15 protein-coding genes are annotated in these 14126 nt (G+C 75.1%); 11 read left to right on the top strand and 4 right to left on the bottom strand.

Annotated elements, in window-relative coordinates:
- The first annotated feature begins 99 nt into the window (after positions 1 to 99).
- From V2S66_RS05495 to V2S66_RS05470, 6 genes are all read left to right on the top strand, one after another.
- On the top strand, positions 100 to 777 hold the full coding sequence (locus tag V2S66_RS05495) for a class II aldolase/adducin family protein (protein ID WP_330793309.1): 678 nt from the start codon (positions 100 to 102) through the stop codon (positions 775 to 777).
- Between the two features lie 218 nt (positions 778 to 995).
- Positions 996 to 2117: an alpha/beta hydrolase family protein gene (locus V2S66_RS05490; protein WP_330793308.1), complete on the top strand. Its 1122-nt coding sequence runs from the start codon at positions 996 to 998 to the stop codon at positions 2115 to 2117.
- A 65-nt stretch (positions 2118 to 2182) separates the two neighbouring features.
- Positions 2183 to 3565, top strand: coding sequence for a hypothetical protein (locus V2S66_RS05485; protein WP_330793306.1), 1383 nt, complete (start codon positions 2183 to 2185; stop codon positions 3563 to 3565).
- 200 nt (positions 3566 to 3765) lie between these two features.
- Positions 3766 to 5364, top strand: a complete 1599-nt coding sequence (locus V2S66_RS05480; RefSeq protein ID WP_330793305.1) for an ABC-F family ATP-binding cassette domain-containing protein — start codon at positions 3766 to 3768, stop codon at positions 5362 to 5364.
- A 459-nt stretch (positions 5365 to 5823) separates the two neighbouring features.
- Complete coding sequence (locus V2S66_RS05475; protein ID WP_326448456.1) at positions 5824 to 6045, top strand: helix-turn-helix domain-containing protein; 222 nt, start codon at positions 5824 to 5826, stop codon at positions 6043 to 6045.
- Between the two features lie 80 nt (positions 6046 to 6125).
- On the top strand, positions 6126 to 6917 hold the full coding sequence (locus tag V2S66_RS05470) for an enoyl-CoA hydratase/isomerase family protein (RefSeq protein WP_330793304.1): 792 nt from the start codon (positions 6126 to 6128) through the stop codon (positions 6915 to 6917).
- Positions 6918 to 6984: 67 nt separating this feature from the next.
- Here V2S66_RS05470 and V2S66_RS05465 read toward each other — a convergent pair whose 3' ends face one another.
- Positions 6985 to 7713, bottom strand: a complete 729-nt coding sequence (locus V2S66_RS05465) for a hypothetical protein (protein ID WP_330793303.1) — start codon at positions 7711 to 7713, stop codon at positions 6985 to 6987.
- Between the two features lie 146 nt (positions 7714 to 7859).
- Here V2S66_RS05465 and V2S66_RS05460 point away from each other — a divergent pair, with 146 nt between their 5' ends.
- From V2S66_RS05460 to amaP, 5 genes are all read left to right on the top strand, one after another.
- Entirely contained in the window at positions 7860 to 8366 is a 507-nt protein-coding gene (locus V2S66_RS05460; protein ID WP_330793302.1) for an Asp23/Gls24 family envelope stress response protein, read from the top strand.
- Between the two features lie 90 nt (positions 8367 to 8456).
- Positions 8457 to 8645 carry a hypothetical protein gene (locus V2S66_RS05455; RefSeq protein ID WP_330793301.1) on the top strand — a complete coding sequence of 63 codons (189 nt, stop codon included), beginning with the start codon at positions 8457 to 8459 and terminating at the stop codon, positions 8643 to 8645.
- On the top strand, positions 8645 to 9013 hold the full coding sequence (locus tag V2S66_RS05450; protein WP_330793300.1) for an Asp23/Gls24 family envelope stress response protein: 369 nt from the start codon (positions 8645 to 8647) through the stop codon (positions 9011 to 9013). Before V2S66_RS05455 ends, V2S66_RS05450 begins: the two co-directional genes overlap by 1 nt.
- 77 nt (positions 9014 to 9090) lie before the next feature.
- A complete protein-coding gene (locus tag V2S66_RS05445; protein WP_413966316.1) occupies positions 9091 to 9792 on the top strand; it encodes a DUF6286 domain-containing protein in 702 nt (233 codons plus the stop codon).
- A 59-nt stretch (positions 9793 to 9851) separates the two neighbouring features.
- Positions 9852 to 10448, top strand: coding sequence for an alkaline shock response membrane anchor protein AmaP (gene amaP / locus V2S66_RS05440; RefSeq protein WP_330793298.1), 597 nt, complete (start codon positions 9852 to 9854; stop codon positions 10446 to 10448).
- A gap of 24 nt (positions 10449 to 10472) precedes the next feature.
- Here the strand turns inward: amaP and V2S66_RS05435 are convergent, their stop codons facing one another.
- From V2S66_RS05435 to V2S66_RS05425, 3 genes are all read right to left on the bottom strand, one after another.
- On the bottom strand, positions 10473 to 11234 hold the full coding sequence (locus V2S66_RS05435; RefSeq protein ID WP_330793297.1) for an SDR family oxidoreductase: 762 nt from the start codon (positions 11232 to 11234) through the stop codon (positions 10473 to 10475).
- A gap of 6 nt (positions 11235 to 11240) precedes the next feature.
- Positions 11241 to 13028, bottom strand: a complete 1788-nt coding sequence (locus tag V2S66_RS05430; protein WP_330793296.1) for a glycoside hydrolase family 15 protein — start codon at positions 13026 to 13028, stop codon at positions 11241 to 11243.
- 97 nt (positions 13029 to 13125) lie between these two features.
- A complete protein-coding gene (locus V2S66_RS05425) occupies positions 13126 to 14073 on the bottom strand; it encodes an SURF1 family cytochrome oxidase biogenesis protein (RefSeq protein WP_330793295.1) in 948 nt (315 codons plus the stop codon).
- Positions 14074 to 14126 lie beyond the last annotated feature (53 nt).

Below are 14126 nucleotides of genomic sequence, written 5' to 3'. Positions count from 1 at the left end.
GATCGGACAGTGGCGAGCCGACCGTACGGATCATTGGTGAACGGAAGATGAACTGGCGGCGGACTCGTGGTGCCGACATGAAGCGGAGGAGAACGCGTGATGGACGGGTCGCTGGAGCAGGCGTGGTCCGATGTCGTACGAACCGCCCGCAGAACCGTCGACGACGGCCTCGTCGTCGGCACCTCGGGCAACGTCTCGGCGCGCGTCGGCGACGTGGTGATCGTCACGCCCACCGGCGTGCCGTACGACCGGCTCGGCCCCGCCGACCTGGTGGCGGTCGACCTCGCCACCGGCCGCCAGGTGCGCGGCTCGCTGCGGCCCACCAGCGAGCTGCCGACCCACCTGGCCGTCTACCGCGCCACCGCGGCCCGCGCCGTCGTGCACACCCACGCGCCGCACGCCACCGCCGTGTCCACGCTCGTCGACCTGCTGCCGAACGTCCACTACGCGGCCGCCGCGATGGGCGCCCCGATCCTCGTCGCCGGCTACGAGCTGTACGGCACCGAGGAACTGGGCGCGGCGGTGCTCGGCGCGCTGCGCGAGGGCCGCAGCGCCTGCCTGATGCGCAACCACGGCACCCTCGTGCACGCCGCCACCCTGGACCGGGCGTACGAGCACACCGCCCAGCTGGAGTGGATGTGCCGGGTGTGGCTGCTGGCCGCCTCCGCCGCCTCCGCCGCGGGCGGCTCCCCGCACACCCTCGGCGACGACGAGATGGCCCGGGTCGCCGAGAAGCTCCGCGGATACGGCCAGCCCCCGCCGCCCGACCGGGCGTAGCCCGCCACACCCGCCGCCCGCGCGGGCCCCCGCGCCCCGCGCGGGCGGCCCCGCCGATGCGGGGAATGGGCCCGGGATCGGCGGGCAGCCGCAAGAGGGGAACCCGGCGGCCGGCGCGGCCGCCGGCCCCGCGGAAAACCGGGCCCGCGGGGCCCGTCGTCACCCGTGCGCCGCCGCCACGTGGCCCGGCGCCCGTCCGCCCCCGACACTGGAGGACGATGCGCCTTCGATCTGCGGCGGCCATGGCCGCCACGAGCGTGGTGGGTGCCGGGACGGCCGCACTGGCGGCCGGCCGGTACGGCTCCGGCCTGGTCCTGCGGCCCGCGGTCGCGGGACCCGCGCCGTGGCCCGCGGTCAAGGTCAGGGCCGTCTCCGCCGACGAGGTCGTACTGGCCCGCAGCGACGCCTCCCTGCTGCCCGGGGTGTACGGGCTCACCGGCCACGGCGTGCACGCCGTGGTCGGACCGGTCACCTCGCGCGACGACGACGGCACCTCGGTCGCCCGCCGGCTGCTGCGCGTCGACCGCGGCGTCCTGCGGCCGGGCGACCGGGTCCGGGTCACCCCGCGCGTCTACACCGGCGACCCGCGCAGCGCGCTCGGCCTGGACTTCACCGACGTCCGGATCGCGGGCGACCTCGGGCCGCTGCCCGCGTGGCTGGTGCCTGCCGACCGCGGCACCTGGGTCGTCGCGGCGCACGGCGTCGGCGAGGACCGCACCCAGGCGCTGCCGATCGTGCCGGTGCTGCACCGCTTCCGCCTGCCGCAGCTCGTCATCGCCTACCGCAACGACCCCGGCGCCCCCGCGTCGCCCGACGGGATAGGGCATCTCGGCGAGACCGAGTGGCACGACCTGGACGCCGCGATGCGCCACGCGGTGCGCGAGGGCGCGCGGCGGCTGGTCCTCTACGGCTGGGGCACCGGCGCGACCATGGCGCTGCTGGCGCTGACCCACTCCCCGGTGAGCGACCGGGTCGGCGGCCTGGTGCTGGACTCCCCGGTGCTGGACTGGCGGGCCACCGTGCGCGCCGCGGTCAGCTCCCGCGGCCTGCCCGCCGCGCTGATCCCGCTGGCGCTGCGCGCCGCCGAGGGCCGCACCGGGCTGCACACCGCGCGCCACGCCCAGGCGCTGTCGGCCGGCGGGCTGACGGTGCCCACCCTGATCGCGCACGGCCCCGGCGACACCTTCGCGTCCTGGCCCGCCAGCCGGGCGCTGGCCGAGCGGCGCCCCGACACGGTCGCCCTGCACACCGTGCCGGACGCGCCCCACGGGGCGATGTGGAACGCCGACCCGCAGGCCTACGAGGAGACCCTCCGGCGATTCCTGACCCCGCTCATGTGAGCGGCCTGCGGTCCGGCGAGCGGGCGGGTTTGGGAATCCGGGCACTGAGCGGCGAGACTGATCCGGTGACGTCCCGTATCCCGCGAGACACTCCGCTCCGCCTCGTCCCCCGCCGGCCGCTCACCGCCGCCCGCAGGACCGCCACGACGCGCAGGTCGAGACCTCCGCGCCCCCCCGAGGGCACGCCCTCGGTACCCGAACTCGCCCGCCTGGCACGCACCGAACTCGCCGACGCGGCCCGCCTGGCCCGCTGGGCCGGCACCGGCCCCGGCACCGCGGGGCCGACCGGCATACTGCCCGGCCCCGTCGTCGAACAGGCCGCCACCGGACTGAGTCTGACGCCCCGTCAGGTCCGCACCGCGTGGGACCGGGCCCGGCTCTCCGGGCTGATCGAGCTGCACGGCGGCACCGCGCGCCCCGGCTGGCGGCTGCGCGCCTGGGACACCGACGACACCGCGGTGCTGCGCGGCTGGGTCGCGCTCTTCGACGCCTGGTCGCTCGCCCACCCCTTCCTGCCCGGCGGGACCCCCGGCGGGACCTCCGGCCCCGACCCCGCGCTGGTCGCCGAAGTCGTCGAGGCCGCACCGCAGTTGCTCTCCTTCCTGCACCTGTCCAACGGGCCGGTGCCGATCGACGCCCTGCTCGACCTGCTCCGCCAGCGCGTCGCCGAACTGCGCACCGAACGCCACGAGCCGCCGGCCGGCGGCGCCAGCGACCCGCTGCCCGCGCTGCTCGACTGGACGCTGGACGCCGCCGCCCTGGTCGGCGCGCTGCGCCCGCGCGACCCGCAGCGCCCCGACGAGGTCACCCTCACCGCACTGGGCAGTTGGGCGGTCTGGGTCAAGCTGGAGCAGATCTGCGTCGCCGCCCAGGGCCCGGCCGGGCACATGGAGCAGTCCGCCGCGACCATGCTGCGCGGCTGCGCCGGCCTGTCGCCCGGCCCCGCCCGCGCCGAGTACAAGGCGTGGCTCGCCGCCCGTCCGGTCGGCCCGGCGGTCGCCGAACTGCTGGAGACCGCGCGCGGTGACGACGCCCTGCTGCGCGGGCTGGCCTTCGAGGCGCTGCGGGTGGTGGGCGCCGCCGCGGAGCCGGCGGTCCGCGCGATCGTCGACGAGCCGGGCCTGCGCCCGTACGCCGTGCTGTGGCTCGCCGAGTTGGAGGGCGACGACCCGGACGCGGCGACCGCGCTGCTCAGCCGCGAGGAGGCCACCTGGCTGTGGGTGGACACCGCCGCTGCGGTCGCCGACCACGGCGAGGACCACCTGCTGGTCAGCCATCTGGAGACGGCCGTGCAGGGCTCGGTGCGCGGACTGCTCCAGGAGGTCCGTGATGTCGGCCACCCCCGTACCGTCCAGGTCCTGGTGGCGCTGGCCGCCGCGCACCCCGACCCGGCGCTGGCCAAGGCGATGCGCAGGGCCGCGTTCCAGGTGCACACCGGAGAGGTCTGAGCGGTCCGCCGCCGCCCGCCTCCGGACGGGAGCCCGCGCCGCCCGGCCGGCGGCCGGGCAGACCGATGGCCGCGCCCCCGTAGAATGGGGTCATGGCAGCCTTCCTCCTCGACTAGCCCCGGCGTAGGACCTCGACGCCCATCCGACCGTCGTCCGCGGACCGGCATGCCCGCCGTCCGCTCCCGCCTGGAGCTTTTTCCGTGATCACTGCCACCGGCATCGAACTGCGCGCCGGCGCGCGCGTCCTGATCGAGTCCGCCTCCTTCCGTGTCGCCAAGGGCGACCGCATCGGCCTGGTCGGCCGCAACGGCGCGGGCAAGACCACCCTGACCAAGGTGCTGGCCGGCGAGGGCCAGCCCGCCGCCGGGACCGTCACCAGGTCCGGCGAGGTGGGCTACCTGCCGCAGGACCCGCGCACCGGCGACCTGGAGACCCTCGCCCGCGACCGCATCCTGTCCGCCCGCGACCTGGACACCGTGCTGCGCAAGATGCGCGAGAACGAGGAGCGGATGGCGAACGGGAAGGGCGCCACCCGCGACAACGCGATGAAGAAGTACGCGCGCCTGGAGACCGAGTTCCTCACCAAGGGCGGTTACGCCGCCGAGGCCGAGGCCGCCACCATCGCCGCCGCGCTCGGCCTGCCCGACCGCATCCTCGGCCAGCAGCTGCACACCCTGTCCGGCGGTCAGCGCCGCCGCGTGGAGCTGGCCAGGATCCTCTTCTCCGACGCCGACACCCTGCTCCTCGACGAGCCGACCAACCACCTCGACGCGGACTCCATCACCTGGCTGCGCGACTACCTCAAGTCCTACCGCGGCGGATTCATCGTCATCTCCCACGATGTGACCCTCATCGAGACCGTGGTCAACAAGGTCTTCTATCTCGACGCCAACCGCTCCCAGATCGATGTGTACAACATGGGCTGGAAGCTCTACCAGCAGCAGCGCGAAGCCGACGAGAAGCGGCGCAAGCGCGAGCGGGCGAACGCGGAGAAGAAAGCCGCCGCGCTCAATTCGCAGGCCGACAAGATGCGCGCGAAGGCCACCAAGACGGTCGCCGCGCAGAACATGGCCCGCCGCGCCGAGAAGCTGCTGTCGGGCCTGGACGCGGTCCGGCAGTCCGACAAGGTCGCCAAGCTGCGCTTCCCCGACCCCGCGCCCTGCGGCAAGACGCCGCTGATGGCCTCGGCGCTCTCCAAGTCGTACGGCTCGCTGGAGATCTTCACCGACGTCGACCTGGCGATCGACCGCGGCTCCCGGGTGGTCATCCTCGGCCTCAACGGCGCCGGCAAGACGACCCTGCTGCGACTGCTCGCCGGGGTGGAGAAGCCCGACACCGGCGAGGTCACCCCCGGCCACGGGCTCAAGCTCGGCTACTACGCGCAGGAGCACGAGACCCTCGACCCCGAGCGCACCGTGCTGGAGAACATGCGCTCGGCCGCGCCGGACACCGACCTGGTGGAGATCCGGAAGATCCTCGGCTCCTTCCTCTTCTCCGGCGACGACGTCGACAAGCCGGCCGGGGTGCTCTCCGGCGGTGAGAAGACCCGTCTCGCGCTCGCCTCGCTGGTGGTCTCCAGCGCCAACGTGCTGCTGCTCGACGAGCCCACCAACAACCTCGACCCGGCCAGCCGTGAGGAGATCCTCGGCGCGCTGCACACCTTCACCGGCGCGGTGGTGCTGGTGACCCACGACGAGGGCGCCGTGCACGCGCTGCAGCCGGAGCGGATCATCCTGCTGCCGGACGGCGTCGAGGACCTGTGGGGCCAGGACTACGTGGACCTGGTGGCGCTGGCCTGACCCGGCCGGCGGCGTCCCGGGCCGCCGCCGGGGCGCTGTCGCGGTGCTTCCGCGGTGCGTCTGCGGCGCGTCCTCAGCGCCTCCGGCCGCCGCCGGGGCGCCGCGGGCCGGCCGGGGCGACCGGAATGGATCATTCGGCCCATCGTTGATCCTTCATCTGAGTGAGTCCGGCTCATCCCGCGGCCCGTCCCCTGGCGCGGCGGCCGGTTCGGCCGCGATCAGTGGCGTGACCTCGGCATACTCCTTACCGACCGGCGCTGACCTGCCGGTCTTCGGCGCGAGCGGATGCCGGGCCCGAACGCGCCGGCCGCAAATGGTCGCCGGAGCGCCTTCCCCCGGCCCTACCACCGCATTCACGATGCGAATGTCCCGCGACGGACCTTGTCGAATGGGTGGCCAGGAAGGCGCTGAGGGGTGATCATGAGAGTTCCATAGCGCACTTCCCTAGAGGAGGCACGGGTGGCCGAGACTCTGAAGAAGGGCAGCCGGGTAACCGGCCCGGCGCGCGAGAAGCTCGCGGCAGACCTGAAGAAGAAGTACGACTCCGGTGCGAGCATCCGGGCGCTGGCCGAGGAGACCGGCCGCTCCTACGGATTCGTGCACCGGATGCTCAGCGAGTCCGGCGTGACCCTGCGCGGGCGCGGCGGCGCGACAAGGGGCAAGAAGGCCGCGGCGGCCTGATCCCCAGGGCCGGGCGCCCTCCGCGGCCACGAGTGGTTACTCTTCGGTAATCAAGTCCGTGGTCCGCTCGGAGGTGCCCGATGCCCGAAGACAACACCCTGCTCGACCGCGACGGAGTCCGGCTCACGCTCGACGGCCCCGTCGCTCATGTCACCCTGTGCAACGCGGCGAAGCGCAACGCCCAGTCGCCCGCCCTGTGGCGGGCGCTGACCGAGGCGGGCCGGCTGGTGCCGGGGCAGGTGCGGGTCGTGGTGCTCGGCTCCGAAGGCGTGTCGTTCTCGGCCGGCCTCGACCGGCAGGCGTTCACGCCCGAGGGCTTCGACGGCGAGCCGTCGTTCCTGGATCTGGCGCGCGGCTCGGAGAAGGAGCTCGACGCGGTCATCGCCGAGTACCAGGAGGCGTTCACCTGGTGGCGGCGCACCGACCTGATCACGGTCGCCGCCGTCCAGGGCCACGCGATCGGCGCCGGGTTCCAGCTCGCGCTCGCCTGCGACCTGCGGGTGTGCGCCGACGACGCCCAGTTCGCCATGCGCGAGACCAGCCTCGGCCTGGTGCCCGACCTGACCGGCACCAAGCCGCTGGTGGGCCTGGTCGGATACGGCCGCGCGCTGGAGATCTGCGCCACCGGCCGCTTCGTCCACGCCGACGAGGCGGAACGCATCGGCCTGGCCAACCTCGTGGTGCCCGCGGCCGACCTCGACGCGGCCGTCGCCGACCTGGTGGCCGCCCTGCTCGCACCTCCGCGCGACGCCGTCAACGAGACGAAGGGGCTGCTGCGCTCGGCCGTCCACAGCACCGACGCCGAGCAGCGGTCCGCCGAACGCGCCGCCCAGGGCCGCCGCCTCCGCGACCTCGCCGGCCTGGGGGACTAGGGCCCAACGGGCCCCGTACGTCCGCCCGTTCGTACACGGGCGGCGCGCGGCGTCCTGGGCTGCGGGCTCAGCCCGCGTCGGTGACGACGACCGCGACGCTCAGCGGCCCCGGAGCCACCGCGGCGGCCGCCGACGCCGCGGCCGCCGCGGCCGCACGGGCGACCGCGAGCGGGACCCGCCCGGCGGCGACGGCGATCTGGACCTGTACCCGGCGGCCGCCGGGTACGGCGGGGTCGTCGGTGATCCGGACGCCGCCGCCGAGAGCGGTCAGCCGGTCGGTGAGCCGCGGCACGCCCGGCACGGCCAGCACGGCCGTGGCGACCGCCTCGACCGCGGGCGTCGCGGACCGGACAGGGCCGGGCGGCGCGTCAGGCGCGTCCGGCTCAGCCGGCTCCTCCTCGACGCCGGAAGCCCCTGGGTCGACCTCCAGCAGCCCGGTCACCTCCAGGTCCACCGCGGCCACGGTCAGACCGACGGCGTCCCGCGCGGCGGTCCACAACCGCTCGCGCAGCAGCTCGGCGCTCAGCGGCAGCGGCTGCGCCACCGACGCCTCGAAGTCCGCCTCGATCAGCAGCGGCACATGCGGCAGCGCGCCCACCGGCGCGGCGCTCGGCACTTCGCCTGCGCCCTCCTGCGCGGCGAGCGACGTCGCGCCGAGGCGTACCCCGGGCACCCGCGCGGCCGCCTGCCGGAGCAGCGCGACGGCCGCCCGCTCGGTGATCCAGGCCGCATCACCCGGTCGGCCCAGCGGCAGAAGCCGTCCGAGCGCGACCTGTTGGCGTACCGTTCGCGTCAACCGGTCCATCCCGTGCGCCGCCTTCCCCGCGCCGATCACCCGATCGGGGGCACCGGCGGTCCCCGCTCGCCGCATCCCCGCAGCGCGACCGGGCATGCGCACTTAGTGTGGGGCACGGAGCAGCCCAGACGAAGGGACGACTCGCGATGAGTGACACCGCGCAGCAGGGCAGGCCCGAGCCGGACGGCTCGTCGCACCTGACCGAGGGCAGGACGCTGGACAAGGGCAGTGCGGGGGGAGCGGGACGCAGGGCGCTGGGCGATCCCGCGACCCGCGGCCGCACCACCATCGCCGACGGCGTGGTGGAGAAGATCGCCGGACTCGCCGCCCGCGACGTCGTCGGCGTGCACGCGATGGGCACCGGCCTGTCCCGTACCTTCGGCGCGGTGCGGGACCGGGTGCCGGGCGGCAAGAGCTCGGTCAGCCGCGGCGTCAAGGCCGAGGTGGGCGAGGTGCAGACGGCCCTGGACCTGGACATCGTGGTCGACTACGGCGTCTCCATCGTGGACGTCGCCCGCGCCGTGCGGGAGAACGTGATCGCCGCCGTCGAGCGGATGACCGGCCTGGAGGTCGTCGAGGTCAACGTCGCGGTCGGCGACGTGAAGCTGCCCGACGAAGAGGACGAGGACGAGCGTGAGCAGCGCGTGCAGTAGCCGGCTCGCCGCGGCGGGCCGCGGCTGCGGGCCGCGAGCGGCCGGCGGCATGACGGCGACGGCGATCGGTGAGGGGACGGAGAGCGCAGCATGAGCATGGCGGTGGTCGGACTGATCGTCGGGATGGCGCTCGCATTCGCGGGCTACTTCGGCGGGTTCGGGGCTTTCCTGCTGGTCGCCGCGCTCGGCGCGGTGGGCTTCGTGGTGGGCAAGTTCCTCGACGGCGACATCGAGCCCGGTGAGTTCTTCCGGTCGCGCGACCGTGACCGGCGGCGTTGATGGGGGCAGCCCGCCCCGCACTGCTGCCCGCCGGCGAGCGCGGCAGCCTGCGCGTCTCCGACCGGGTGATCGCCAAGATCGCCGCGCAGGCGGCAGGTGAGGTACTGGTCGAGTCGCCGGGCGCGGAGTTGGTGCCCAAGGACGCCACCCCGCACGCCTCGGTGGCGGTCCGCAGGAACCACGCCCGGCTCCGGCTGACCCTCGAACTCGGCTATCCGGTGGACATCGGGGCGGTGTGCGGCCGGGTCCGCCGCCATGTCACCAGCAGGGTCGAGGCGTTGACGGGCATGGTGGTGCCCGAGGTCGCCGTCGAGGTCGAGCGGCTGCACACGGCGGCCGGCCGCAGGGACGAGGTGAGGGTGCAGTGAGCGAGGACAGCCGCCCCGCCGCGGAAGGCGACGGCCCCGGTGCCGCGGACGCGTCCGAGCCGGCGCCGACCGTGCGGCTGCCCTCGGTGGCCGGCCCGGACCCGGCGGACACCGCCCCCGGCGGCCCGGACGAGCCGAGCGGCGGCGAGCGGGGCAGCGGTGGTGAGCCGGGTGGCGGTGAGCCGTCCGGCGCCCTGCGCTACGCCCCCGCGGCCGACGAGCCCGGCTCGTTCCGCGCCAAGCGCTTCTGGTCCTCGCGCCGGGTGCCCGCCGCGATCACCGCCGCGATCACCTTCGGCCTGGCCGGCCTGTTCCTCTACGACGTCGCGTCCGTGCGCAGCGGCCGCGAGGGGATGCACTGGCGCCGCAAGCTCGCCGACGAACTCGCCACCCGCCACCTGGACGACGTGTGGGTCATCCTCGGGGCCGCGGTCTGCGCGGCGCTCGGGCTGTGGCTGCTCGTGCTGGCCCTCACCCCCGGCGAGCGCCAGGTGCTGCCGATGGCCCGCCGCGGCCCCGAAGGGGTCAGGGCGGGGCTGGACCGGCACGCCGCCGAACTGGTTTTGCGGGACCGGGCGATGGAGGTCTCCGGCATCCGCTGGGCGCGGGTCGTGGTGGGCCGGCGCCGGGTCAGGGCCAAGGTGGCCTCGCACTTCCGCGACCTCGACGACGTACGGCGGGACGTGAGCGCGGCGCTGGACGACGCGGTGGGGCAACTCGGCCTGGCCAAGGCGCCGTCGCTGCGCGTGCACGTCCAGCGCGCCGAGAAGAAGGCGTGACGGCGGTATGACGGTACGACGGTACGGCGACGCGATGAGGACGGCATGAGGAGCAGCCGATGCGCACGACGGTGAACCGGGTCCTGCTCGCCCTGATCGGCCTGGTGCTGCTGGCCCTCGGCGTGTCCGTGCTGATCGGCAGCCTGGACCTGCAGCGCCACTGGGGCTTCACGATGCCCTCGTCCTGGCCGTTCAGCGGGCCCAAGGACGTGCTGCTGAGCGCCCACGACCGTACCCGCTACCGCCACGACGACTGGTGGTGGCCGGTGGTGATCGCCGCACTGGGCGTGCTGTTCGTGGCCGCCCTGTGGTGGCTGCTCGCCCAGGCCCGCACCCGCAGGCTCCGCCAGGTCGTGGTGGACAGCGGCGACGGCCAGGGCGCGCTGCTGCGCGGCCGGGCGCTGGAGAGCGTGCTGACCTCGGAGTCCGAGGCGTACGAGGGGGTGGGATGGGCCGGCGCCGCCCTGGTCGGCCGCCGCGGTGTCCCGCGCGCCCGGCTGGTGCTCGGCCTGGCCCCGCACGCCACCCCCGCCGACGTGGTCACGGCCCTCGACTCCTCGGTGCTGGAACGGGCCCGCACCTCGGCCGGATTCGCCGCGCTGCCCGCCGAGGCCCGGCTGCGGGCGGTCCGGCACCGGGCCCGCCGCGTCACCTGACCGGGACCGGCCGCCCGCGGCGCCTCACAGCGCGTGCAGCGCGCCGCCGTCCACCGGCAGCATGATCCCGGTCAGGTACGACGCGGCCGGCGACAGCAGGAACGCGGCGGCGCGGCCGAACTCCTCCGGGGTCCCGTAGCGGCGCAGCGGGATCGTCGCCTCGGCGCGGGCACGGGCGGCGTCCGGGTCACCGCCCAGCGCGTCGAGCGCGCGGACCCGGTCGGTGTCGATCCTGGCCGGCAGCAGGCCCACCACGCGGACGCCGCGCGGGCCCAGCTCGGCGGCGAGGGTCTTGGCGAAGCCGGCGAGACCGGGACGCAGCCCGTTGGAGACCGCGAGCCCGGCGATCGGCTCGTACACCGAACCCGACAGCACGAAACCGATCACGCCGCCCTCGCCCAGCGCCGCGGCCGCCTCCCTGGCCAGCCGCACCGCGCCGAGGAACACCGACTCGAACCCGGCCTGCCACTGCTCGTCGGTGATGTCCGCGGCGGCGCCCGCGGGCGGCCCGCCGACGCTGATCAGCACGCCGTCCAGCCGGCCGAAGGCGCCGGCGGCCGCGTCCAGCAGCCGCCGCGCCGACCGGGGGTCCGCGTTGTCCGCGACGACGCCCGCGGCCCTGCCGGGCCCGCCGAGCGCGGCCGCGGCGGCGTTCACGCCGTCCTCGTCGCGCCCGGAGACCACCAGCCGGGCGCCCTCGGCGGCCAGTTCCCTGGCGGCCGCGAGGCCCAGCCCCCGGCTCGCCCCGGTGACGACGTACACCTTGTCCCGCAGCCCGAGGTCCACGATCCGTCAGTACCTTCCGCTCTGGGCGCCGGACAGCGTCAGCGCCGTGTTGACCAGCCCGATGTGGCTGAACGCCTGCGGGTAGTTGCCGAGCAGCCGGCCCGCCACCGGGTCCCACTCCTCGGCGAGCAGCCCCACGTCGTTGCGCAGGCCCAGCAGCTTCTCGAAGAGCGTGCCGGCCTCCTCGGTCCGCCCGGTGGTGTACAGCGCGTCGGCCATCCAGAACGAGCAGGCCAGGAAGGCGCCCTCACCGCCGGGCAGCCCGTCGACCGCGCCGGAGTCCGGCGTGTAGCGGCGTACGAAGCCGCCGTGGTCCAGCTCGCGCCGCACCGCGTCCACCGTGCCGACCACCCGGGGGTCGGTCGGCGGCAGGAAGCCCACCTGCGGGATCAGCAGCGTCGCCGCGTCCAGCTCGGTGGAGCCGTAGGACTGGGTGAAGGTGTTGCGCGCGGCGTCGTAGCCCTTCTCGCAGACCTCGGCGTGCACCTGCGCGCGCATCGACCGCCAGCGGGCCGCGTCGCCCTTCAGCCGCGGCTGCGCCTCGACGGTGCGCACCGCGCGGTCGGCGGCGACCCACGCCATCACCTTCGAGTGCACGAACTGCCGGCGCGGCCCGCGCACCTCCCACAGGCCCTCGTCCGGCTCCCGCCACGTGGACTCCAGGAAGTCCATCAGCGCGCGCTGCAGGTTCCAGGCGTGCGTCTCGTCGCCGAGGCCGCGCTCGCGTGCCAGGAACAGCGAGTCGAGCACCTCGCCGTAGACGTCCAGCTGGAGCTGCCCGGCCGCGGCGTTGCCGACCCGGACCGGCGCCGAGCCCTCGTAGCCCTTCAGCCAGGGAACCTCGTACTCGGGCAGGCGGCGCTCGCCCGCGATGCCGTACATGATCTGCAGGTCCGCCGGGTCGCCGGCCACCGCGCGCAGCAGCCAGTCACGCCAGGCCCGCGCCTCGTCGAGATAGCCGCCGGCGACCAGCGCGTTGAGCGTGAGCGCGGCGTCGCGCAGCCAGCAGAAGCGGTAGTCCCAGTTGCGCACCCCGCCGATCTCCTCGGGCAGCGAGGTCGTCGCGGCCGCCACGATGCCGCCGCTCGGCGCGTAGGTGAGCGCCTTCAGGGTGATCATCGAGCGCAGCACCGCGGCCCGCCAGGGCCCCTGGTAGCGGCACCTGGCCGACCACTCGTTCCAGTCCGCGAGCGTCTGCTCCAGCGCCTCGAACGGCCGCACCCGGCGCGGCTGCCGCTCGTGCGAGGGGTGCCAGGTCATCACGAACGCGACCCTGTCGCCGGCGCGGACGGTGAAGTCCGCGTAGGTGCGCATGTCCCGGCCGTACATCGGCACCGGCGGCTCGCTGCGCAGCCACACCGCGTCCGGTCCCGCGATCGCCACCCGGTGGTGGTCGGTGCGGCGCACCCACGGCACGACGCTGCCGTAGTCGAAGCGCAGCGTCGTCTCGCTGCGCATCGCGACCTCGCCGGAGACGCCCTCCACCACCCGGACGACGTCGGGCGCGCGGTCGCGCTGCGGCATGAAGTCGGTGACCTTCACGGTGCCGGTCGGCGTCTCCCAGACGGTGTCCAGGACCAGCGTGTCGCCGCGGTAGGCGCGGCTGCTGCATTCGGCGCCGTCGACCGGGGCGAGCCGCCAGCGGCCGTTGTCGCGGTCGCCGAGCAGCGCCGCGAAGACCGCGGCGGAGTCGAACCGGGGCAGGCACAGCCAGTCGATGGCGCCGTCCCTGCCCACCAGCGCCGCGGTCTGCAGATCGCCTATGAGGGCGTAGTCCTCGATGCGTCCTGACACGTTCCTGCTCCCCGTCGTCGCCCGGTCGTCCCGGATGGATGGTGGCCGCGCGGCCCCGGCGGCCGCGGGTTCCGGCGGCCTCGGCCCCCGGAGCCGGTCAGACGGAGACCGTGGCGCTGTCCGCCGTCGTGTCCCCGCGGGTATCGCCGCGGGTGTCGCCCGAGCCGTCGCCTTCGCCGTCTCCGGAACCGTCCGCGCCGGTGCCGTCACCGTCGCCGGTGCCGTCTCCGCCGGGGCCGGGCGCCGCGCCGCTCCGGGCCGCCCGCGCGGCGAGGATCTCCGCGCGCTCGCGGCGCAGCAGCACCACCCAGCCGACCGGCACCATCGAGGAGAACAGCCACCACTGGATCGCGTACGCGAGGTGCGGGCCGATGTCGCTGTGGTTGGGCTCGGGGATCAGCGCGGGCGAGGAGGGTTTGCCGCCGGGGGAGAGCGAGACCATCTCCAGGTAGCCGCCGACCAGCTGCTCGGGCATGTACCGGCTCATCATCGTGCTGTTGATCAGCATGATCTGACGCGGCGGCAGGCCCTTGGGGTTGCGGATGCCGGTGGCGGACGTCGTCTCGTCGGGGCGCAGCCGTCCGAAGACGGTGACCTCGCCGGACGGCGGGGCCGGGATCTTCGGGAAGGCCGTCGGGTCGTCGGGGCCCTCGATCCAGCCCCGGTTCACCAGCACCGCCCGGCCGTCGTCCAGCACGAAGGGGGTGATCACGTGGTAGCCGATCTGCTGGCCGCCGGCGTCGTCGCCGGTCCCCGCGTTGCCCGCGGTACGGTGCCGGGCCACCACCTCGTGCGCGGTGTCGAAGTGGCCGCGCGCGGACACCGCCTCGTACAGGTCCTCGTGCGGCACCTCGAAGCCCGGCCGGGTGACCGACTCCACCGGCACCGGGGGGGCCTTCAGGGCGGCCGCGATGATCTTGTTGTTCGCCACCTTGTGCTCGTGGCGGTGCAGCTGCCAGAAGCCCAGCCTGATCATCACCGGGATCAGCACCAGGCCGAGCAGGGTGAGGAACACCCACTGGCGGGACAACAGGAAGCGGTACACCCCATGACCGTACAACTCGCCCGCGCGGCGTCGGCGGGGAGGGGTCGCAAGCC

Source organism: Actinacidiphila polyblastidii (assembly GCF_036353415.1).
Classification (GTDB): domain Bacteria; phylum Actinomycetota; class Actinomycetes; order Streptomycetales; family Streptomycetaceae; genus Actinacidiphila; species Actinacidiphila polyblastidii.
Note: the sequence above shows the minus strand (reverse complement) of the source record. Positions and strands in the feature narration are given on the sequence as shown.